We start from the raw sequence: 21,162 nt of genomic DNA, 5'->3' as shown, positions 1-21,162 counted from the left end.
GTTTTTATTTTGTCATTTTTCTAAAGTGGCTAACTTGATTATAAAATTCGCCATTTCTATCTAAACAGTCTTTTTTTGATGAAAAAATTTTTATTGCTCAAAGTTTGTAGCTCTAAATATATTTAAAAGTTAGAATTACTTTTATTTATGTGATGAGGAAAAATTTATGGGATATAAGTTAATTACTATTGATATGGACGATACACTTTTGACAACGGCAAAAGAAATTTCAAAAAAGAATAAAGTCATGATTCAAAAGGCAATAGCAAATGGAACAAAGGTTGTACTCTGTTCTGGTCGTCCACACAAGGCCATGTATGATTATGCACGCAGTCTCGGAATTAAGGGTAATGATAATTATATGATTACTAATGGTGGGGCAATTATTGAAAATATGAATGGAGAAATTTTTTATCAAAAAACACTTGGTAATGATTTTTACCGTGAATTTGTCAGTTTTGTTAAAGAGCACGTTTTCCCATATTGTGTTTTGGATATTCAAGGTAATACCTACACAAGTGGTTTTGAATTTATCGATAACTATACAATTGCTATGGCCTATGAGAATGGTCGTGGTTTGTATATCAAAGAGCCAGAAGATCTAGCAGCTGATTTCAAGATTACCAAGGCAGTTATCAATGGTAATGAACAACGTTTAGATGAAATTACTGATTTTATCAGTCGACAATTTAGCAACTACTTTGTTGTAAGAACTGGAGTTGGTTATCTAGAAATTTTTCCTAAGAATGTCAACAAAGGTGAGGCAGTGAAATATTTAGCGCAACAGTTAGAAATTAGATTGGAAGATGTTTTAGCGATTGGGGATCGTGACAATGATATTTCAATGCTTGAAACAGCTGGAACAGGGATAGCTATGGGCAATGCTCAGGCTGGTGTGAAAGCTGTCAGTGACTATATAACAACTGATAATAATCATGATGGTGTGGGAAATGCGATTGAAAAGTTTGTTATTGAATGATTTTTATACTTTAATTTTATTTAAATCATCAATTAGTTTATTGATCTGTGATTGTTGTTTGATCGATAATTGATCAGAAGTACCGATAACATTGAGAATGGCATCTCCTAATTGGATAATTGTAATAGTGGCGTCGTTTGTAGCTAAGACTAAGTAGATTGAAACGAATTTTGTCAGTTCTTTAAATTGAATTGATTCCTGAATATTTGTTTGTTGTAAAAGCTTATTTGCAGTTTTAATAATAATCTGTTTTGCTTGCTGATTTTTTTCTTTATTAGCTTTGCGTTTTTGGTAATAGGGTAAAAAGAGCGCAACTGAAACAGCTAATATTTCAGCAAAACTTTCAACCCATTCAGCCAAAGAACCTATTTCCATAAGATCACTTCCGTAAATTATTTGTGATAAGGATAGCATTGAATAAGTAGATTGAGGTATTAGAAAGCACTAAAAAAGTTCTGAACTAAAAGGATTATTTCGATTTTTACCCAAACTTGTTTAAAGTGTGAATGTGCTTAAATTCTTATCCCAGACTAAATAATATTTCAATTATTTTTCTTGTGGTAAGTATGTTTAATACGTAATTTTGTAAAATAAAAACGGCCTCTATTAAGTGATTCAAGTAAAGGATCTATCTTGAATACTTAATGGAAGCCGTTCTTTTGATTGTTTAGATAAATAAAGTAAAGATAAAACCAATGATACCAACTAGAAGTCCATATAATAAGGCTGGCAAAACGGTTTTGCGTAAAATGTTACCTTCTTGACCACTGAGTCCGACAACAGAACTAACAGAAACTATATTGTGAACGCAAATCATATTTCCGGCTGCGGCACCAATTAGTTGAGCTGCTAAAACTAGTTCCTTGCTGACGTTGGCATTAGAAGCAATATCAGCTTGAATTTGTCCGAAAGTCAAGGTTGAAACGGTTGTACTACCAGTAACGAATGAACCTAGTTGACCGAGAAACGGAGCAATGATGATCCAGATACCAGAGAGATATTTGGAAATGATTTCAGCAATATACATCGGCATACTAGGTAGCTTGGTTAAATTGATTTCAGAATTAGTGAAGACCTGAACCATGATCAAGGTCACAACTAAAGCTAAAGCAGTTGATTTCATTGATAGAGCAACTTTTTTAGCAATGGGGAAGAAGTTTTTCAGGGTTTTAACTTGAATTAATAACCCCAAGATAACAGCAATCGTTAATAATGTACCTGGAGAATATAGAAATTCCCAGTCAGAATTAATTTGTGAAAATCCTAAAATGTTTTTCCATGATAAATTGATATTAGTTACTAAGAACTCTTTCAATGGAGCAATTGTCCGTGTAGCTAAAAGCATTAGGATAACAATGATGTATGGTGACCAAGCTGTTAACAAAGACATTTTCTTTTCCGAAGCAATTGTTTTTGTAGAGGTAGTCCAAGGTTTCGTAAAACTATCTTTAGGCAATAAGAATTTTAATTTGATAGTTAAAATAGCGATGATAATAGTTGCAAATGGAGCCAAAATAGAAACAAATTCGTAACTGAGCACAAATGAAACTAAGAGAGCAAAGATACTATAGACTAATCCAATAAATAATGACCAAGGGACCAACTTTATAAAGTCCTTTTTTTGATTACCATCATTTTTGCCGAAGACAAAGATTAAGATAAAGACCAGCATTAAAGGCATAAAAGTACCAGCAAAGAAATCTAATTGTGTGATTCGTTGACCAATGGAATTGAGGAAGGTACTTTTTTCATTGACGTTACTCAAACCAACTGTTAATGGTGTCCCGACGGCTCCAAACGAAGCAGGCGTAGAATCGGCAATTAAGGCCAATGTAACAGCAGCCATAGGTGAAAAGCCTAAGGCAATCATCAATGGAGCGGTAACCATGGCTGGAGTTCCAAATCCTGAGACACCCTCAATTAGTCCTCCGAATAAGAAGGCTACTAAAATTAGTTGAATTCGCATATCAGCTGATAAGGTGTGAAATCCAGCATTGATACGATCAATTGCACCGGTATGCTGCAAAATATTAAGCATCATCAAAGCGCCAAAAAGAATCCAGAGGATGGGTAAAGCTTTATGAATTGATTGAAAAATAGAAGCTAACAAGGCTTTTGCAGGCATCTTCCAAAGAAAATAACCCTCTAACAAAACAATGAAAGCACTGATCGACATACCCTTAGTTGCAGGCATGTTGATAATTCCCAAGAGTATTAGTGGCAGAATAACAGCTGATAAAGCAACGACAATCATTAAATTTCCCCTTATAAATGTATTTTAATCATTATATAATGTTTTACTTATCCATTTAGTAGAAAAGCAGGAAAATATTTTCCCATAAATGAACTTCAAATAAATCTTACTAACTTAATACTAAAACATATCAAAGTAAAAGGGTAATTTTAGTTTGACTTTTTGTAAACAAAATACTGTTTTGAATAAATTACTTTGACACGCATAGTAATTGGTGATACATTATTGCCATAGAAAAAAGGTGAGATGAAATAATGAAACCACTAATTTCCAAAGATATTATTCGTGGACACACCGCAACGATTGTTTTAAACATTCTTAGTCAAGGCGACAGTTATGGTTATGAAATTGCTAAACGAGTTAAAGAATTGAGTCACAATGATTATGAATTGAATGAAGCTACCCTTTATACCGTTTTTAGAAGGTTAGAAAAGAATGGTGACATTGTTGGTTATTGGGGTGATGAAACTCAAGGTGGACGCCGTAAGTATTATCAGATAACTACTCAGGGTAAACAAACTTTAACGGATAATATTGAAGCTTGGAATTTTGCTAAAAAGGTAATTGATGAATTAATTTTAGGAAGGATAAATAATCATGAATGAAAAAATAAAGACATTAGTTGATCAAAGATTAAATAAAATTTTTAATGATTATCCTGAAAACGTTGAATTAAGTGATTTAAAAGAAGAGTTATCATCTGATTTGATGTCATCTGCGGAAGATAAATTAATCGATGATGTGACCCCAGTAATTGCGGTTGAAAAAGCCTTCAAAGAATTTGGCGATATTGATGAAGTAATCAATCAAGTTTTGAATGATACTCATCAAAGTGAGCATTATAAGCACGCTGCAGGGCACACGTTTAATATTGATAATTCGGGTATTAGTATAGATAATGGCGAACTGCTCAATATAAATGACAATGGTATTACAGTTAATAATGGAAAAACTATCAAAATCAACGATGATGGAATCAAATTTGGCAATTTAGTAATTAATGATAGTGGCATTAATTTTAAAGGTAATGTGAAATCATTTAAAAAAGGTAAAGATGAATTCGATAATTACTTTGGTAAAGAATTTGAGGACTTTGACGATGATTTAAATAATGAAGACTTTAACACTGAAGTTCGTGTTGAAACTTTACCTTTGACCGATGAATATGAATTTGATTATGCGGATTTGAATAAAATCAAAATTAATTATAAGAATGCTGATTTAAAAGTTTTGTCTACTGATGATAATAAAATTAAAATTAGTGAGTATATGTCACGTACCAATCCTAATTACCAAGTAAAAACAGATTTAGTTGATGGTGTTTTGAGTATTAAACAAGGTGAAATTCCACATTTCTTGCCACTAAAAATCAGAGTAAAAATTTTGATTCCCAAGTCCTATGTCAAGGCACTACAAATAATTAATGATAGTGGTAACTTACAAGTTCAAAACATGCATGTTTTAGATAAAACGATTATCGAATGTCACAGTGGCGCAGTTTATTTGAATAACTTTGAGAGCCAAGTTTTATTGCTTGATGTAAATTCTGGTAAATTAACATTGGATCATATTTTAGCTAAGAAACAGTTAACGATCAATGATCATAGTGGTCTGGTCAATATGGATACTGTAGCAACGCCTAAATTTGATATTTCATCTAAAAGTGGATCAATTAGAGGAATTGATTTTAATGGTGCCGGTAATATTATTGTTAAATCTGGTGCTATTCATATGAATTTTGCTAAAGTCACCGGTGACATAAATATTGAAAACAACAGTGGTATGGTCAAATTAAATATGCCTGAAGATGATTCTTATAAATTTGATTTGGAAGCCAAAGAAGGAATTGTTCATATGAAACAAGCTACTAACTGGCTGCACGATATTATGAACTTAAAGGAAGGAATAGTTGGTGATGATCCTCAATATCAGCTGACTGTTCGGGCAAAATCAGGTATTATCAAAGTTTCATAATAAAATTGACGATTTGGATAGTTGAAGACATCTTTATTACAATTTAATCAATATTAATTTATACTCATAGAGAATTTTTGAGGATAATAATAGATTAGGAAGTATTGATTATGATTGAAAAAATAGTAAATCAACACTTTATCCCAATGTTTGATGTCAATAAGTTAAGTATTAATTGTAATAATTCTAATGTGAGAGTAATGTCGACTGATGGTGAAAAGTTCATTGTACGTGAATTGATGTCACGTCGTAATTTGAAATATATGTTCAAAGTTGATGTTACCGGCGATGATTTATCCATTAGTCAGGAAAAGTACCCTCGAATTCCAACTTTGAAATTCGAACTTCAAGTGTTTATCCCAAAAACTTTTATCGGTGACGTGATTATATCGAATCATAATGGTTCAATTCTGTTGCATGACATGACTTGTCAACAATTGTTCATTACTGATAACTCAGGCAAAATAGTTTTGGATGATTTAAAAATCAGAAAGGGATTCTTTATTCAATCACGTAATGGTGATATAAAATTGGATAATGTTTGGAGTCGCCGATTCTACTTGAACTCTTATAGTGGAATGATCAAAGCTGTTTCTCTAAGTGGAGCTGGCAGTGTATCTAGTTCTTCAGGTTATGTTCAATTAGATTTTGAGATGATTTCTGGAAATATTGTTGTTAATGATACTAAGGGAACGGTTAAGGTTTCGATGCCTGAAAAGGATTCCTATGATTTTAAATTACAGTCTAAAGTGGCTGAAATCAAAGCACCTAGGACTAATTTACGCCATGATCGTTTGGAATATAAAGAAGGTACGGTAGGTAATGATCCGCAGTACCAATTGAATGTTCAAACTAAGTCTGGACGAATTAAGGTTAAATGAGTAGAGAGCAGAATAAAATTGTTTCTGTACAATATATTTTCATATACAAAGGGCTAGTTTATAAATAAAAAGACCAGGGCAATAACCATCAAAGATGGTCACTGCTCTGGTCTTTTTTAACTGATCTTTTCGGTAATGATTTTCAAAACATTGCTAACTCGATAAAGAGTATTTTTAGGATCATGTTGTTGATCCCAAGATAAATCTAATAAAATTTTTCCCTTGTTAAGATCTAATACAAGATAGAATGGCTTTCTCAGCCATGGGAAAAAAGACTGTTTAGTAGGTTTAATAGTGAGGATATTTTGTAAGTCATATTCTTTGTTATTTTCGATAATATAACATTTTTTAACTTGAGAAAAACTGATAAATTGATAGTCAATGTGATCAGGTAAAAAAATCAATTTTAAACGATCAGGATAAGAATTTAATTTGTAATAGGATACTCCGTGTTTTTCTAACTGCCAATGTCCAAAGATTTTAGGCAGATTGCTGGGGTAGTAAATGAAGATTAATAAAAAGAGGATACCTAGGAATAAACTAAGAGCAACCGATAAATTAAATAAAGATCCCAATCCTCCAGCAATTAAGCTAAGTAATAGACTGACTATTAAAGGACGACGATTAATTTTTTTTCCAAATTCAGTTTTTTCGATCATTTGCGTTATCCTTTCTTAGAATCTAAGAACATTGTAACGGTTTGTAAACGCTATCACAAGCGGAGTGATGGGAATTTTATTTAAAACTATTTTTTAGGAAAGCATTGTAATAAGTAATTTTATCGTATATTCTACATGTATATCACATAGATAGAGGAGGATAATGTTTATGGGGAAAAAAGCCAAAAAATGGCAAATGCCTTCCGCGTATACGATATTGTTTTTCCTAATAATTTTAGTGGCAGTTTTGACTTGGATTATTCCTGCTGGGGAATATGCTACTACCAAAGCCGGAAATATTATTGCGGGGACTTATAAGGCTCGTGCAAGTAGTCCGCAAGGTATTTGGGATGTTTTCTTAGCACCAATCAATGGTATGGTTGGAACTTCTGAAACTGAAGGTTCTATTTCAGTATCACTGTTCATCTTAGTTATTGGTGGTTTTTTGGGAGTAGTCAACAAGACGAGAGCACTAGATGATGGAATTAGCGCTACTGTAAAAAAATACAGTGGTAAAGAGAAAGCTTTGATTCCAATTCTGATGGTATTATTTGCCATCGGTGGATCAGCATATGGAATGGGTGAAGAAACAATTGCTTTTTATCCAATTTTGATTCCGGTCATGATTGGAATTGGCTATGATTCTATCACAGCTATTTCAATTGCTTTAATTGGAACACAGGTTGGATGTTTAGCTTCAACTGTCAATCCTTTTGCCACAGGGGTTGCATCACAAACTTTAGGTATTTCACCGGGTGATGGACTAATTCAACGACTGATTTTGTTAGTCATTGTGACGGTTATTAGTATTGTTTATGTAATGCGTTACGCCGATAAAATCAAAAAAGATCCATCACAGTCATATGTCTTTGATCGTCGTCAAAAAGATTTAGAAGAATTTTCAATGCCTGAACGTAGTATTGACGATAAGTTGTCATCACGTCAAAAGGCAGTTCTTTGGTTATTTGGTTTAACATTCTTAATTATGATTGTCAGTTTAATCCCATGGTCAAGTTTGAATGAACATTGGACTTTCTTTGACAGTTTTACTAAGTGGTTAACAAATATTCCTTTCTTGGGTGCTCTGATCGGTAAAGACTTAGCCCCATTAGGAACTTGGTATTTCACTGAAATTACGACATTATTCTTTATGATGTCAGTTATAGTAATGTTTGTTTTCCGTATGAAAGAATCAGAATTTATTGATGCCTTTTTAGGTGGAATGAATGACTTCTTGAGTGTTGCAATTATTGTAGCCGTGGCTCGTGGTATTCAAGTTGTTATGAATAATGGTTATATCACAGCTACAGTGTTACATGCTGGAGAAACTGGTTTACAAAGTTTGTCAGCAGGTGTCTTTATTGTTTTAACTTATATTTTCTATATACCAATGTCATTCTTGATTCCATCAACTTCAGGATTAGCTGCCGCTACTATGGGAATCATGGGTCCATTAGGTAAATTCTCTGGTGTTGATGGTTCATTAGTTATTACCGCTTACCAAGCTGCTTCAGGTTGGGTCAACTTAGTTACACCAACTTCAGGGGTTGTTATGGGTGCGTTGGCTATTGGGCACGTTGACATTCTTAAGTGGTTTAAGTACATGTGGAAACTGATGGCGATTCTCTTTGTTGTCGTAGCAGTGTTCTTAGTTATTTGTGCAATAATTTAGTAAATTGAGGGGGAAATTAGTAATGGAAAAATTTATTACAGATGAAATTCAATCAGAGGCAATCGCTGATTTAGCAAAAATTGTTAGTGTGCCGTCATACAATGAACCAGCACAACCAAAGGCACCTTTTGGAAAGGGTCCTAAAAAGGCTTTGGATGAAGTTCTAGCTATTGTTGAAAAATTAGGCTTTAAGACTTACGAAGATCCAGAAGGCTACTATGGCTATGCAGATATTGGTGAGGGTGATGAAACCTTTGGTATCGTCGGTCATATGGATGAAGTTCCTGCCGGAAATTTGGAAGCTTGGAATGTTGAACCTTATAAATTAACCGAAAAAGATGATAAATTATATGGCCGTGGAACTCAAGATGATAAGGGACCTACAATGGCTGCAATTTATGCTATTAAGGCAATCCTTGATAAAGGCTACAAATTCAATAAGAAAATTCGAGTAATTTTCGGAACTGACGAAGAAATTCTCTGGAGATGTTTGGCTGAATATAATAAAAAAGAAGATCCAATCGACTTAGGAATTGCACCTGATGCTGAATTCCCATTGATTTATGCCGAAAAAGGTTTGCAGCAATCATACTTAGTTGGACCAGGATCAACTGAATTGAATTTAGATTTGGAAAATGCTTTTAACGCCGTTCCCGGAAAGGCAGTTTATAGCGGTCCTAAACAAGCCGAAGTTTTGAAGGCTTTGCAAAAACACAACTTTGAGGCTGAGGATCATGATGGTTCAATTGAAGTTCACGGTAAGTCAGTTCATGCCATGAATGCTCCTGAGGGAACTAATGCAGTAGTTAGATTGGGTATTGCCTTAGCTGATGTCTTCCCAGATATCGCTGTATTGAAGTTTTTAAAGGCTTTTGGTGAAGATGCAAATGGAACAAATCTTCTAGGGGATGTTTCTGATGATGTTTCTGGAAAACTAACGTTTAATATTTCTAGTTTGAAGATCACACCTGAAGAATCAAGAATGCAAATTGATTTAAGAATTCCTGTTAAAATTGAACACGACGAATTAATTCAAAAAATTTCAGATGCAGTTGCTAAATTTGATATGAAATATGAGAACTTCGATTATGTTGCTCCATTATACGTACCAACTGACAGTGAATTAGTTAAAACCCTGATGTCAACCTATCAAGATCTAACTGGCGATACTAAATCACAACCAGCTATTTCTGGAGGTGCCACATTCGCTAGAACAATGCATAATTGTGTAGCTTTTGGTGGAATGTTACCAACAACTCCTGACTTCATGCATCAAGCTAATGAAAATTGGAGTAAGGCTGATATGAAGAAAGCCATGGAAATTTTTGCAGAAGCAATTTATCGCTTGTGTGTTAAATAGGAATCTGTTGCAAATAATTTATAATAAAAAATGGACATTTACGAGAGGCACACATTTGGTCGTGAGCTCTAGTAAATGTCTTTTTTTATTTTCAGGACAAAAAAATTGTTTTATGTGGGAAAATTAGGTAGCGTAGCATTAAGAAGAGGTTATGAAAATAATCTTTAGATATATTGAGGTGTAATAAAAATGTTTGATTATAATACACGAGCAGCAAAATTTAAATTTCAAGGTGAAGTTATCGTTCCTGGTGATAAGAGTATTGCTCATCGGGCGATTACTTTTGGTGCATTAGCAGACGGAGTTACACAGATTAGCAATTTTTCCTACTCTGATGATTTGGCCGTAACGACAAAAGTTTTTAAAAAACTTGGAGCCAAAATTCATACGGAAATGAGTAACAATGACATGATTATTAAAGGAGTCAATCACCGACTCAAATCATTGGATGATCCATTAGATATTGAGAATGTTGGAACTCTGGAAAGCCTTTTATTGGGTGTTTTAGCGACGAGTAATAATGAATATACCGTTAATGGCGGCAACTTCTTAAAGAAGCGTTCAATCGATAGATTAGTAGTCTTATTGCAACAGATGGGTTCAAATTTTCAAAAACTGTCAAATGATTATTTACCAATCAAAATGCAGGGCAGTGATAATTTACAGGGCATTACTTATCAACAAGATATTTCCAGTGCTCAAATTAAAAGTGGCTTAGTAATGGCAGGTATTTATGCCAAAACGCCTACTACAATTATTCGGAAATTGCCTACAAGAGATCATACAGAGGTTTTGGCAAATTATTTTGGCGCCGACGTTGATGCTAAACCAGATATTATTACAATCAATCCTCAAAATACTCATTTGACTGGTCAAAGCTTGATGATACCAGGTGACTTTTCTTCAGCGGCACCTTATATTGCTGGTGCTTTGTTATCTAAAGGTAGTGAAGTCAGACTTCCCAAAGTGGGATTAAATTCCACAAGAATTGGTTTATTGAATGTTGCTCAAAAAATGGGTGCCAATATTATGTTAGAGAGTCATTCAATAAATATTGTTGAGCCCTACGGTGATTTGGTGATTAAATCACAGAAATTACACGGGACCACGGTTACTGCTAAAGAGGTACCGTTTATTGTTGATGAGATACCTTTGATTGCTTTATTGGCTTCTCAGGCGGAAGGGCAGACTGTAATAGAGGGAATTCACGACGTGCATTTACAATTAAGCGATCGCATCCGAAATATGCGAGTGGAATTAGCTAAACTAGGAATAATTATGCAAGTTAACGATGATTCAATCGTAATCAATGGTGGTCAAGCGATCAAAGTTAAAGATGATGTTGACAGTCACAATGATCATCGGATTGCTATGATGCTTTGCGTAGCCTCAATTCTTACTGAAACCTCCTTTAAGATAAAAAACATTGAATCGATTGATATTTCTTATCCTAATTTTCTAGCTGATTTCAGAAAAGTATTAGTCGCATGTGATTAGTTTAGTTAGAAAGAGACTTCTTTTTTGCTAACTAGTGTCGTATGATTAGTGTAATCGAGATTTTTGTAAGGGGTTACTTAACTAATGATTAAATTTATTGGAACTGACCTAGACGGAACACTGTTGAATAGTTACAGTAAAATATCCACTTCAAACGTGCAGGCTATTCGCGATGCGGTCAATTCCGGAATTGTGTTTGCAATCTGTTCGGGGAGAACTTTGCATTCTGTTAATAAATTTTTTGAAAAAGATTTAAAAATACCTGGTTATCGCGTGGTTTTAAATGGAGCAGTTGTAGTTAATGCTAAGGGGAAAAGGATTATTGATCATCCTTTGGATCACGACGTAATTGCGGAAATTCTAAAACGTGCAGAATTTAGTAAATTCAAGATTGTCTTAGATGGACTTAATGATACTTATATCTACGATCCCAATCATCATTGGAATACTTACTTTGAGGGGATGGGACGACATCACTTTAAGGCTCATTCTGTAAATGAATTGATGAAGTTGAATGATCAGAAGGATTTGAATATTTATAAGGTTTGTTTCAGTTGTCCACCTAAAAGGCTGCATGAATTACAAAAAAAATTAGAGTCGTTTACTGCTTTACCGATAACAATCAGTCGTTCTGGTAATGATTATTTTGAAATTAATGGTCAAGATGTAACAAAACTGTCAGCTTTGCAACATATTTCAGAATATGAAACAATTCCCATGAATAGTTTTATGTGCTTCGGTGATTATGGAAATGATTTAGACATGATCAAAGAAGCTGGCTATGGTGTGGCCATGGCTAATGCAATTGATAAAGTGAAAGATGTGGCTTGGAAAGTTACCGACACTAATAATCAAGATGGTGTAGCAACTATGATTAGGCGGGTTTTGAATAAAGAATTTGATTAACCTGCATTTGTTCAAGAGATGATGCAGTATATCATTTTTAAAGTCATTGTATTGTTTTCCACTTTTTTTGAATTGACATTAGCAGTGTAAAACCGTTGTGAAGGATTCTATTTTGCTAAGTAATACTATAAAAATTAAAAACAAACAAGACCGGCCTCTATTGAGATATTCAAGTAAAGATATATCTTGAATGCTCAATAGAGGTCGTTTTTTTTGCGGACAGTGAGGTATTTTCACTAGATTAGTTGGCATTTGGTTGTAACAAAACTTGAGTAAGAATTGTTTTTTCTGAATAGATGCTATTTTAATTTTTAGAATTGGGGTTACTTTTGGCGGTCTATAAATGTTTTGAGAGTGATTTTATAAATTCAAGATGTTTTTTGATAAAAACATCTTGATAAATGTTGAAACTAGTTATACAATCTAATTGTTCTATGAAAGCGTTTTAAGTAAACGTTTTAAATAAAAAACAAATAAATATTTTATTCAAAGGGGTATTTTATTATGGCTGAAAAAACAATTATGCTTTGCTGTGCTGCAGGTATGTCAACAAGTTTACTAGTATCAAAGATGCAAAAGGCTGCTGAAAGTGATGGTGTTGATGCTGAAATTTTCGCTACTGCCGCTGCTGATGCTGATGCAAAACTAGAAGAAAAACATCCTGATGTTTTGATGCTTGGACCTCAAGTTAGATATCTAGAAGGTCAATTCAAAGAGAAGTTGACAATTCCTGTTGAAGTTATCAACATGCAAGACTACGGAATGATGAACGGTGAAAAAGTTCTAAGAGAAGCTTTAAGCTTAATTAAATAATCATTCATTAATAAAAAACAAAAAAGGGCGCATGTTAGCACCCTTTTCGTTTTTTATGGATAAAGTAAGCGCTTAATAAAAATTAAAGAATTAATAATTGAGGAGAAAAGAAAAATGACAGAAGAACAACATGATGAACAATTACAAACAGTTATGGGACTAATCATTAACGGAGGAAATGCTAAGAGTTCATCTTTTGAAGCTATCAATGCTGCTAAAAAGGGTCACTTTACAGTTGCCGATCAAAAATTGAAGGAAGCTGACAAGTTCTTAGTTGATGCTCATAATTCTCAAACAGATATGTTAACTAAAGAAGCTAATGGTGATCATGCTAAAGTTACTTTACTAATGGTACATTCACAAGATCACATTATGAATGCTATTACATTTAGAGATCTAGCGGGAGAAATTGTTGATCTATATAAGAAACTTGCAAAAGAAGGAGAATAATCTCAAATGAGTGAGGGAATTCAAATGCCCAAAGGTTTCCTTTGGGGAGGCGCTGTTGCAGCACACCAATTAGAAGGTGGCTGGAATGAGGGTGGCAAAGGCGTAAGTATTGCCGATGTTATGACAGCTGGTGCTAAAGGTGTTGCAAGAAGAGTTACAGATGGTGTCGAGGATGGAGAAATTTATCCTAATCATTGGGGTAATGATTTCTATCACAAGTATCCAGAGGATATTAAGTTATTTGCTGAATTAGGTTTAAAATGTTTCAGAACATCTATTGCTTGGACAAGAGTTTTCCCTAATGGTGATGAGACAGAACCTAATGAAGCCGGTTTAAAATTTTATGATGACATGTTTGATGAATGTTTAAAGTATGGTATTGAACCAGTTATTACTTTGTCACATTTTGAAATGCCATATCATCTTGTTAAAGAATATGGCGGTTGGAGCAATCGTAAGATGATTGAGTTTTTTGATCGTTTTGCTGAAGTTTGTTTCAAACGTTACAAAGATAAAGTTAAATATTGGATGACATTCAATGAGATTAATAATCAGACTGATTGGCAAGATCCACATCCATTACTTCAAAATTCTGGCTTGCAATTAGATAAGAATGACAACTGGGAAGAGGAAATGTTCCAAGCTGCCCATTACGAATTTGTTGCGAGTGCGGATGCAGTTCAAATTGCTCATCGAATAGATCCAAGTTTACAAGTTGGTTCTATGATTGCTATGTGTCCAATTTATCCATTGACATCTAAACCAGCCGATATTATGAAAGCTGAACGAGCAATGCAATATCGCTATTATTTTGGCGATGTTCAAGCTCTAGGATTCTATCCTGAATGGATTCAAAAGTATTGGGCTCGTAAGGATTATAATCTGGATATTACAGCCAGCGATTTAGCAACAATCAAGGCTGGAACAGTTGATTATGTTGGCTTCAGTTACTACATGTCCTTTGCTACGAAGGCACATGAAGGTGAAACTCACTTTGATTATGACGAACATGACGATTTGGTTTCAAATCCATATGTTGAAAAATCAGATTGGGGTTGGCAAATTGATCCAGTTGGTTTGAGATATGCTATGAACTGGATGACGACTCGTTGGCACAAACCTTTGTTTATTGTTGAAAATGGATTTGGAGCTTACGATAAAGTTGAAGCTGATGGTAGCATTCATGATCCTTATCGTATTCAATACTTCCATGATCATATTTTACAAATGGAAAAGGCTGTTAAAGAAGATGGTGTTCAATTACTTGGTTACACTCCATGGGGACATATCGATCTCGTGTCGGCAAGTACCGGTGAAATGAAGAAACGTTATGGAATGATTTATGTTGACGAAGATGATGAAGGTCATGGTAGTTTAAAGCGTTCTAAGAAGGATTCCTTCTACTGGTATAAGAAAGTAATTGAATCAAATGGTAAAGATTTAGACATATAGTTGAGAGGGGCTTTTATATGACTGAAACAACAAAAAGTGGATTGAGAAAAGATTTTCTATGGGGAGGAGCCGTTGCTGCAAACCAACTTGAAGGAGCTTGGGATGTTGACGGCAAAGGCGTCAGTGTGTCGGATATTATGACAGCTGGTGCTTACCAAAAACCCCGTGAAATTACTGATGGCGTAATTGCTGGTAAAAATTATCCTAATCATGAGGCTATTGATTTTTATCACCATTATAAAGATGATATTAAAATGTTTGCTGAAATGGGCTTTAAGTGTTTTAGAACTTCTATCGCTTGGACAAGAATTTTTCCTAATGGTGATGAAGCCGAGCCTAATGAAGCAGGCTTGAAGTTCTATGATGATATGTTTGATGAATGTTTGAAGTATGGTATTGAACCAGTTATTACTTTGTCACATTTTGAAATGCCATATCACTTAGTTACAGAATATGGTGGTTGGAGAAATCGTAAAGTGATTGATTTCTTTGTTAAGTTTGCTACTGTTTGTTTCAAACGTTACAAAGATAAGGTTAAGTATTGGATGACATTCAATGAAATCAATAATCAAACAACCTTTACAAATGATTTCTCTATTGCAACTGATTCTGGCTTGATCTTTAGAAACAATGAATCAGAAGCAGAACGTGAGGCTTTGATGTATCAGGCATCACATTATGAAGTTGTTGCTAGTGCTTTGGCAGTAAAAATTGGTCATAAGATCAATCCTAATTTTGAAATTGGTAATATGGTTAACTTTACTCCTGTTTATCCAGCATCATCAGATCCTAAGGACATCTTACTAGCTGAAAAAGCCATGCAAAGACGTTACTGGTGGGCTGATGTTCAAGCTCTGGGTGAATATCCAGTCGGTATGGAAGCATACTTCAAGAATCATGATTTAAGACCAGATATTACAGCTGAGGATCGCGTTGTTTTACGTGAAGGAACAGTGGATTATGTTGGTTTTAGTTATTACAATTCTATGACTGTTAAGTATAGTGATGACAATCCTGAATTTAAGTTTGTTGGTGATCGTGAAGCAGTTAAGAATCCTAATCTTAAATATAATGATTGGGGTTGGCCTGTTGATCCTGTTGGTTTGAGATATTCAATGAACTGGTTGACGGAACATTATCACAAGCCAGTGATGATCGTTGAAAATGGTTTTGGTGCATATGATAAAGTCGAATCAGATGGCAGTATCCATGATGATTATCGTGTTGACTACTTGCGTGCCCACGTCAAACAAATGATTACAGCAGTTAATGAAGATGGCGTAGATCTTATGGGTTACACTCCATGGGGCTGCATTGATTTAGTTTCTGCTGGAACAGGTCAAATGTCCAAACGTTACGGATTCATTTATGTCGACAAAGACGATGAAGGTAACGGAACACTTGCACGTTCAAAGAAGGATTCATTCTACTGGTATCAAAAGGTAATCCGTTCAAACGGATCAGACTTAGACTGAATCTAACAAAAAAGCTGAGACAACGACTAAATCACTTGTCTCGGCTTTTTTTATCGCTAGAAAATGTAACTTGTTACATGTATACTGAAACTAGTTTAGTAAAAGTGATATATACCAATAAGAAGGAGGGTGAAAAAACATGTTTCCTTATCAGAAAGTTCATGAGTTGAATCGATTAGAATTAATCGTCTATAAGTACATCATTGGGCATACTAGAGAAGTGCAAGATATGACTATTCGTGAGATGGCCAATGCTGCCCATGTTTCAACGACAACCATTTTGAGATTTCTTAAGAAAATGGATTACAGTGGTTTTTCAGAGTTTAAATTTGCTTTAAAACAAAGCTTAAAACAACCCTCGAAGGCTCAACAAGATCCTAGTATGGAACCAATTAAGAACTTCTTCCAATTAGTCGCTGACGAAGAACCGTTTGATAACAAGATTGAGCAAGCTGCCGATATGATCAATGCTGCTGACTTAGTATTGTTCTTTGGAGTAGGTAACAGTGGTCGTATCGCCCAGTATGGAGCTAGTATCTTATCTAGCTACGGCATTTATTCATTGCCGATTATTGATCCATTCCAACCGGAACCATTCTCTAATCGTGATTTCAGTAAGACCTTATTGATCTTAGTATCTATATCAGGTGAGACTGATGAAGTGTTAGAGCAGGCGCGTTATTACAAAAAGAATGGAGCAGAAACAATAGCTTTGACGGCTAACTCGTATTCTGTTTTAAATCAGGTAACAGACTTTGCGATTTCCTATGATACGCCTCAGAATCGTAAAGGACACATCAATGTAACGACTCAAGTGCCTATCGTTTATACCCTAGAACAGATCTCTAATTGTGCTTACCATAAGATGGTAGACCAAGTAGACAATAGATTTTTGGAACATGTCACAGATTAGTGACATGTTTTTTAGATTAAAACATATTATTTTACTTATAAAGACATATACATTTTGATGAAAAGGTTTACAATAGTATTTGTAAGCGGATAACAGTGTTTCTGCTTAGTAACAAATTTTATTTTTGAGGGGGTTTTGCTCATGGCTGAAAAGAAACCAAACAGTTTTATCACCGACAAGGTTATTCCACTCGCTGGTAAACTTGCTTCTTCTCGTCATTTGATTGCATTGCGTGATGGTATGACATTAGCTGTTCCTATGATTATCATTGGTTCAGTCTTCATGATCATTGCACAATTTCCAATTCAAGCCTATTTGGACTTTATGGCTAGTGTCTTTGGTAAGAATTGGGGAACTGTTTTACAATATCCAACTAACGCATCATTCCATATTATGGGTCTGATCGCTGTTATTGGTATTTCTTATAACTTGGCAAAGAGTTATAAGGTCGATCCAATTTCTGCTTCAATCGTTTCAATGGGTGCTTTCGTACTTACTATTCCTTTGAAGACAGATAAGGCTGGTGCATTGTGGATTCCATTAACACAATTTGATTCAGCTGGTCTATTTACAGCAATTATTGTTGGTTTATTCATTACCGACTTTTACGTATGGATGGTTCACAAGAACTGGACAATTAAGATGCCTGATACAGTTCCACCTGCAGTAAGTAACTCATTTGCTGCTTTGTTCCCAGGTTTCATCGTTTTAGCTCTTGTTTGGGTAATTCGTCTAGGTGTTGAAGCAACACCAATGCAAAGTATTCCAAATATTATTTCATTCTTCTTGGCAACACCACTAAGTCACTTGAGTAACACATTACCTGGTGCTCTAGTAGCTGAATTCCTAATTTCATTCCTATGGATTTTCGGTATTCATGGTGCTAACGTGGTTTCCGGTGTTATGATGCCTATCTGGTTGACATCTTTGAACCAAAACCATGCAGCCTTCACTGCTGGTAAAGCTCTACCAAATATTGTTACAACATCATTCTTTGATAACTTCGTTCACATGGGTGGTTCTGGTGCCACAATCGGTTTGGCTATGTTGTTAGCCTTTGCCGCAAAGAGTAAGGAACTTAAGACTTTAGGTAAGTTGGTTGCTGGACCTGCTTTGTTCAATATTAATGAGCCTATTCTCTTCGGTCTACCAATTGTTATGAACTACAAGATGTTAGTTCCATTTATTGTTACACCTTTAATCAACGTAACAACAACATATATTGGTATGGCTACTAACTTGGTTGCAAGACCAATGGGTGTCTACATTCCATGGACAACTCCACCAATTCTATCAGGATTCATTGCAACTGGACATATTTCAGGTTCTGTAATGCAAATTATTAATATCATTCTTGATACTTTGATGTACTTCTACTTCTTCAAGTCAATGGATAAAGAAAAATTGGCTGAAGAATTAGATCCAAAGAATGCTAAAGCTTAATACTAATTTTTGGAGGTTTCGTTTTGAGAAGACTTGGATTGTCGCTATATCCTGAACATTCAACTTTAGAGGAAGATAAAAAATATCTCGATACAGCTAGTAAACTAGGTTATTCAAGAATATTTGCTTCATTACTAGAGTTAGGTGATGATAAGGATAAGACTATCAATCGTTTCAAGGAAACAATTGCTTATGGAAATAAGCTTGGCTTTGTTACGATTGTAGATATGAATCCTAGATTGTTTAAGGAATTGAATATCAGCTATGATGATTTATCATTTTTCCACGATCTTGGGGCTTACGGAATCAGATTAGATGAGGGCTTTTCCGGTATGGAAGAGGCTAAGATGACTCGTAATCCTTATGGATTGAAAATTGAAATAAATATGAGTTCTGGTACGCATTACTTGGACAATATTATTTCATGTCATCCAGATACAAACAACTTACTTGGTTGTCACAATTTCTATCCTCAAAGATATACTGGTTTGGGAGAAGACTTCTTCATTAAATGGTCAAACTTCTTTAAGGAACGTAACATCCATTCTGCTGCCTTTGTAAGTTCACACCACGCAACTTTTGGACCATGGCCAGTGCAAGATGGTTTACCAACTTTGGAGGATGATCGTGATTTACCAATCGCAACTCAAGTTAAACACTTATTATTAAGTGGTGTAGTTGATGATGTGATTATTGGTAATACTTATGCATCCGATGAAGAATTAGAGGAAGCTTCAAAAGCTTTCTATGCACCATATCCAGTTTTGAAAGTGGATTTTTCTCAGAATGCTACTGAATTAGAAAAAGAAGTTATCTTGAAATCTACTCACGTTTATCGTGGCGATGCGTCAGATTACTTATTACGTAGTACTATGACTAGAGTGCATTATCGGGATCGTGATTTTCCTGCTCATGATACTGATGATATTAAACGAGGCGACATCATTATTGTTAATGAAAAATATGGACAATATAAAGGTGAAACTCAAATAGCACTGCGTGATATTAAGAATGATGGACGACGTAATGTTATTGGTCATTTGAATTCTGATGAGGCCTTTTTGTTGAAATACATTGAGCCTTGGAGTAGTTTTAAGTTAACTGAATAAGACAAAGAATACTATTCTCAGACGAATAGTATTTTTTTATAGGGAGAGAATTATGAATAAATACTTGCTTGGAGAAAATGAATTCGATAAGTTTTATGATTTATATTTGTATTCCTTTAATCGTCAGGACTCGTTACAACGCAAACGTGTCTTTAAGGAACGATATGATCATTCATTAGCATATGGAATTATGAATGATTCGAAACTAGGCAGTGGCCTGTTTAGCATTCCATTTGAAGTTAATTTTCATGGCATTGATTATAAAATGAATGGAATCGGGGATGTAATGAGTGCACCTGAATTTGGTGGTCAAGGTGGCGCTGGTAAATTAATGAATGAGGCTCTGTCCGACATGTATAAAAACCATGTTACTCTGTCTTATTTAGCCCCATTTTCTTTTGGATACTATCGTCGTTTTGGATTTGAACAGGTTTTTGACCATACCCAAATTGAAATCAAGAGTGAAAATTTGCCTCGAATCAAGAATGCCGAGCATGGTTATGTTCAGAGAATTTCTATTAAAGATATTCCTGATGAATTAAAGAAAATGTATCTGGATCATAATGATCTAGGTGGAGTTAATCGTGCAAAGTGGTGGTGGGACCATATGTTGGATAAGCATTCCGACTACCAAGCTGCTTTAGCCTATGATAATGATGTTTTGATTGGTTATTTGATTTATTACAATCAGGATCAAACCTTTTATATTCATGAATGGATCAACCTTAATCCATTAAGTCGTCAATTGTTAGCCAAATTTGTTATTAAGCACCAATCAATTTTCCCTAAATTTGTTTATGAGTCACCAAATCCGGATTTAAAATCTGATTTCTTGGAAGATCCATATTCAGCACGCGTAGAAGTAACCCCTTATATGATGGCAAGAATTGTTAATTTAGAAGACTTTTTAAAACGTTATCCAATTCAAGTGGATTCTTTAGAAAAAATATATTTTAAGGTTAAAGACACTTTGGAGTGGAATGACCATACTTGGGCTTTAGCTATTAACAACGGTAAAGTGGAATTAAGTAATGCCGATGGTGAGGGAGCTGATCTAGAATTAACGATTCAAACATTAACCAAAGCAATGTTCGGTTATCACAATTTAAATTCTTTAGCTGATTATGGATTAGTTAAAGGAGATTTGAGTAAAATAAATGGTTTATCAAAAGTTTTTGTTTCCGAAAAGCCTCAATTGATCGACTATTTCTAAAATTGGTAAGGACCAAAATATAATAAAATATATATAATAAAATTCATAAAATTGTGCGAAAATTTCAATAACAAGTTAGCCACTTGGACAAAATAAATTGAATCCAAGTGAT

At 34.5% G+C, this 21,162-nt stretch carries 19 protein-coding genes; 16 read left to right on the top strand and 3 right to left on the bottom strand.

The window, feature by feature from the left end; translation table 11 throughout:
• Positions 1–166: 166 nt before the first annotated feature.
• Complete coding sequence (locus tag FD33_RS02800; protein ID WP_025085518.1) at positions 167–979, top strand: Cof-type HAD-IIB family hydrolase; 813 nt, start codon at positions 167–169, stop codon at positions 977–979.
• A gap of 3 nt (positions 980–982) precedes the next feature.
• On the opposite strand, the gene FD33_RS02795 is transcribed toward FD33_RS02800, so the two are convergent.
• On the bottom strand, positions 983–1,354 hold the full coding sequence (locus FD33_RS02795; RefSeq protein ID WP_056955731.1) for a hypothetical protein: 372 nt from the start codon (positions 1,352–1,354) through the stop codon (positions 983–985).
• A 292-nt stretch (positions 1,355–1,646) separates the two neighbouring features.
• Positions 1,647–3,233 (bottom strand): L-lactate permease, encoded by a 1,587-nt coding sequence (locus tag FD33_RS02790; protein ID WP_025085516.1) that lies wholly within the window; start codon positions 3,231–3,233, stop codon positions 1,647–1,649.
• Positions 3,234–3,487: 254 nt separating this feature from the next.
• Between FD33_RS02790 and FD33_RS02785 the strand changes: the two genes are divergently transcribed.
• The 3 genes from FD33_RS02785 to FD33_RS02775 all read left to right on the top strand — a co-directional run bounded on the left by FD33_RS02785 (position 3,488) and on the right by FD33_RS02775 (position 6,088).
• Entirely contained in the window at positions 3,488–3,838 is a 351-nt protein-coding gene (locus FD33_RS02785; RefSeq protein WP_056955730.1) for a PadR family transcriptional regulator, read from the top strand.
• The gene (locus tag FD33_RS02780) at positions 3,831–5,207 is read left to right on the top strand and encodes a DUF4097 family beta strand repeat-containing protein (RefSeq protein ID WP_025085515.1); all 1,377 of its coding nucleotides are present in this window, start codon (positions 3,831–3,833) and stop codon (positions 5,205–5,207) included. Before FD33_RS02785 ends, FD33_RS02780 begins: the two co-directional genes overlap by 8 nt.
• Before the next feature lie 110 nt (positions 5,208–5,317).
• On the top strand, positions 5,318–6,088 hold the full coding sequence (locus FD33_RS02775) for a DUF4097 family beta strand repeat-containing protein (RefSeq protein WP_025085514.1): 771 nt from the start codon (positions 5,318–5,320) through the stop codon (positions 6,086–6,088).
• A 116-nt stretch (positions 6,089–6,204) separates the two neighbouring features.
• Here FD33_RS02775 and FD33_RS02770 read toward each other — a convergent pair whose 3' ends face one another.
• The gene (locus FD33_RS02770) at positions 6,205–6,747 is read right to left on the bottom strand and encodes a hypothetical protein (protein WP_056955729.1); all 543 of its coding nucleotides are present in this window, start codon (positions 6,745–6,747) and stop codon (positions 6,205–6,207) included.
• Positions 6,748–6,916: 169 nt separating this feature from the next.
• Here FD33_RS02770 and FD33_RS02765 point away from each other — a divergent pair, with 169 nt between their 5' ends.
• From FD33_RS02765 to FD33_RS02710, 12 genes are all read left to right on the top strand, one after another.
• A complete protein-coding gene (locus FD33_RS02765) occupies positions 6,917–8,419 on the top strand; it encodes a YfcC family protein (protein ID WP_034544218.1) in 1,503 nt (500 codons plus the stop codon).
• Between the two features lie 22 nt (positions 8,420–8,441).
• Entirely contained in the window at positions 8,442–9,779 is a 1,338-nt protein-coding gene (locus FD33_RS02760; RefSeq protein ID WP_025085511.1) for a M20 family metallopeptidase, read from the top strand.
• A gap of 189 nt (positions 9,780–9,968) precedes the next feature.
• Positions 9,969–11,276: a 3-phosphoshikimate 1-carboxyvinyltransferase gene (gene aroA, locus FD33_RS02755; protein WP_025085510.1), complete on the top strand. Its 1,308-nt coding sequence runs from the start codon at positions 9,969–9,971 to the stop codon at positions 11,274–11,276.
• Positions 11,277–11,360: 84 nt separating this feature from the next.
• Positions 11,361–12,182 carry a Cof-type HAD-IIB family hydrolase gene (locus tag FD33_RS12400; protein WP_081784523.1) on the top strand — a complete coding sequence of 274 codons (822 nt, stop codon included), beginning with the start codon at positions 11,361–11,363 and terminating at the stop codon, positions 12,180–12,182.
• Between the two features lie 504 nt (positions 12,183–12,686).
• Positions 12,687–12,995 (top strand): PTS sugar transporter subunit IIB, encoded by a 309-nt coding sequence (locus FD33_RS02745; RefSeq protein WP_025085508.1) that lies wholly within the window; start codon positions 12,687–12,689, stop codon positions 12,993–12,995.
• Between the two features lie 114 nt (positions 12,996–13,109).
• Positions 13,110–13,445 carry a PTS lactose/cellobiose transporter subunit IIA gene (locus FD33_RS02740; protein WP_025085507.1) on the top strand — a complete coding sequence of 112 codons (336 nt, stop codon included), beginning with the start codon at positions 13,110–13,112 and terminating at the stop codon, positions 13,443–13,445.
• Positions 13,446–13,451: 6 nt separating this feature from the next.
• The gene (locus FD33_RS02735) at positions 13,452–14,897 is read left to right on the top strand and encodes a 6-phospho-beta-glucosidase (protein ID WP_025085506.1); all 1,446 of its coding nucleotides are present in this window, start codon (positions 13,452–13,454) and stop codon (positions 14,895–14,897) included.
• A gap of 17 nt (positions 14,898–14,914) precedes the next feature.
• The gene (locus FD33_RS02730) at positions 14,915–16,372 is read left to right on the top strand and encodes a 6-phospho-beta-glucosidase (RefSeq protein ID WP_025085505.1); all 1,458 of its coding nucleotides are present in this window, start codon (positions 14,915–14,917) and stop codon (positions 16,370–16,372) included.
• Between the two features lie 139 nt (positions 16,373–16,511).
• Positions 16,512–17,285 (top strand): MurR/RpiR family transcriptional regulator, encoded by a 774-nt coding sequence (locus FD33_RS02725; protein ID WP_025085504.1) that lies wholly within the window; start codon positions 16,512–16,514, stop codon positions 17,283–17,285.
• Positions 17,286–17,426: 141 nt separating this feature from the next.
• Positions 17,427–18,728, top strand: a complete 1,302-nt coding sequence (gene celB, locus FD33_RS02720; protein WP_025085503.1) for a PTS cellobiose transporter subunit IIC — start codon at positions 17,427–17,429, stop codon at positions 18,726–18,728.
• 23 nt (positions 18,729–18,751) lie between these two features.
• Positions 18,752–19,837 (top strand): DUF871 domain-containing protein, encoded by a 1,086-nt coding sequence (locus FD33_RS02715; RefSeq protein WP_025085502.1) that lies wholly within the window; start codon positions 18,752–18,754, stop codon positions 19,835–19,837.
• A gap of 52 nt (positions 19,838–19,889) precedes the next feature.
• Positions 19,890–21,050, top strand: coding sequence for a GNAT family N-acetyltransferase (locus tag FD33_RS02710; RefSeq protein ID WP_056955728.1), 1,161 nt, complete (start codon positions 19,890–19,892; stop codon positions 21,048–21,050).
• The last annotated feature ends 112 nt before the right edge of the window (positions 21,051–21,162 follow it).

Origin of the sequence: Companilactobacillus paralimentarius DSM 13238 = JCM 10415, from assembly GCF_001434985.1 — a bacterium.
GTDB classification, from domain to species: Bacteria; Bacillota; Bacilli; order Lactobacillales; family Lactobacillaceae; genus Companilactobacillus; species Companilactobacillus paralimentarius.
Note: the sequence above shows the minus strand (reverse complement) of the source record. Positions and strands in the feature narration are given on the sequence as shown.

Bases quoted from the DNA above. Each gene is read 5' to 3' on its own strand.
- FD33_RS02800 (WP_025085518.1), top strand. From the start codon at position 167: ATGGGATATAAGTTAATTACTATTGATATGGACGATACACTTTTGACA.
- FD33_RS02795 (WP_056955731.1), bottom strand. From the start codon at position 1,354: ATGGAAATAGGTTCTTTGGCTGAATGGGTTGAAAGTTTTGCTGAAATA.
- FD33_RS02790 (WP_025085516.1), bottom strand. From the start codon at position 3,233: ATGATTGTCGTTGCTTTATCAGCTGTTATTCTGCCACTAATACTCTTG.
- FD33_RS02785 (WP_056955730.1), top strand. From the start codon at position 3,488: ATGAAACCACTAATTTCCAAAGATATTATTCGTGGACACACCGCAACG.
- FD33_RS02780 (WP_025085515.1), top strand. From the start codon at position 3,831: ATGAATGAAAAAATAAAGACATTAGTTGATCAAAGATTAAATAAAATT.
- FD33_RS02775 (WP_025085514.1), top strand. From the start codon at position 5,318: ATGATTGAAAAAATAGTAAATCAACACTTTATCCCAATGTTTGATGTC.
- FD33_RS02770 (WP_056955729.1), bottom strand. From the start codon at position 6,747: ATGATCGAAAAAACTGAATTTGGAAAAAAAATTAATCGTCGTCCTTTA.
- FD33_RS02765 (WP_034544218.1), top strand. From the start codon at position 6,917: ATGGGGAAAAAAGCCAAAAAATGGCAAATGCCTTCCGCGTATACGATA.
- FD33_RS02760 (WP_025085511.1), top strand. From the start codon at position 8,442: ATGGAAAAATTTATTACAGATGAAATTCAATCAGAGGCAATCGCTGAT.
- aroA (WP_025085510.1), top strand. From the start codon at position 9,969: ATGTTTGATTATAATACACGAGCAGCAAAATTTAAATTTCAAGGTGAA.
- FD33_RS12400 (WP_081784523.1), top strand. From the start codon at position 11,361: ATGATTAAATTTATTGGAACTGACCTAGACGGAACACTGTTGAATAGT.
- FD33_RS02745 (WP_025085508.1), top strand. From the start codon at position 12,687: ATGGCTGAAAAAACAATTATGCTTTGCTGTGCTGCAGGTATGTCAACA.
- FD33_RS02740 (WP_025085507.1), top strand. From the start codon at position 13,110: ATGACAGAAGAACAACATGATGAACAATTACAAACAGTTATGGGACTA.
- FD33_RS02735 (WP_025085506.1), top strand. From the start codon at position 13,452: ATGAGTGAGGGAATTCAAATGCCCAAAGGTTTCCTTTGGGGAGGCGCT.
- FD33_RS02730 (WP_025085505.1), top strand. From the start codon at position 14,915: ATGACTGAAACAACAAAAAGTGGATTGAGAAAAGATTTTCTATGGGGA.
- FD33_RS02725 (WP_025085504.1), top strand. From the start codon at position 16,512: ATGTTTCCTTATCAGAAAGTTCATGAGTTGAATCGATTAGAATTAATC.
- celB (WP_025085503.1), top strand. From the start codon at position 17,427: ATGGCTGAAAAGAAACCAAACAGTTTTATCACCGACAAGGTTATTCCA.
- FD33_RS02710 (WP_056955728.1), top strand. From the start codon at position 19,890: ATGAATAAATACTTGCTTGGAGAAAATGAATTCGATAAGTTTTATGAT.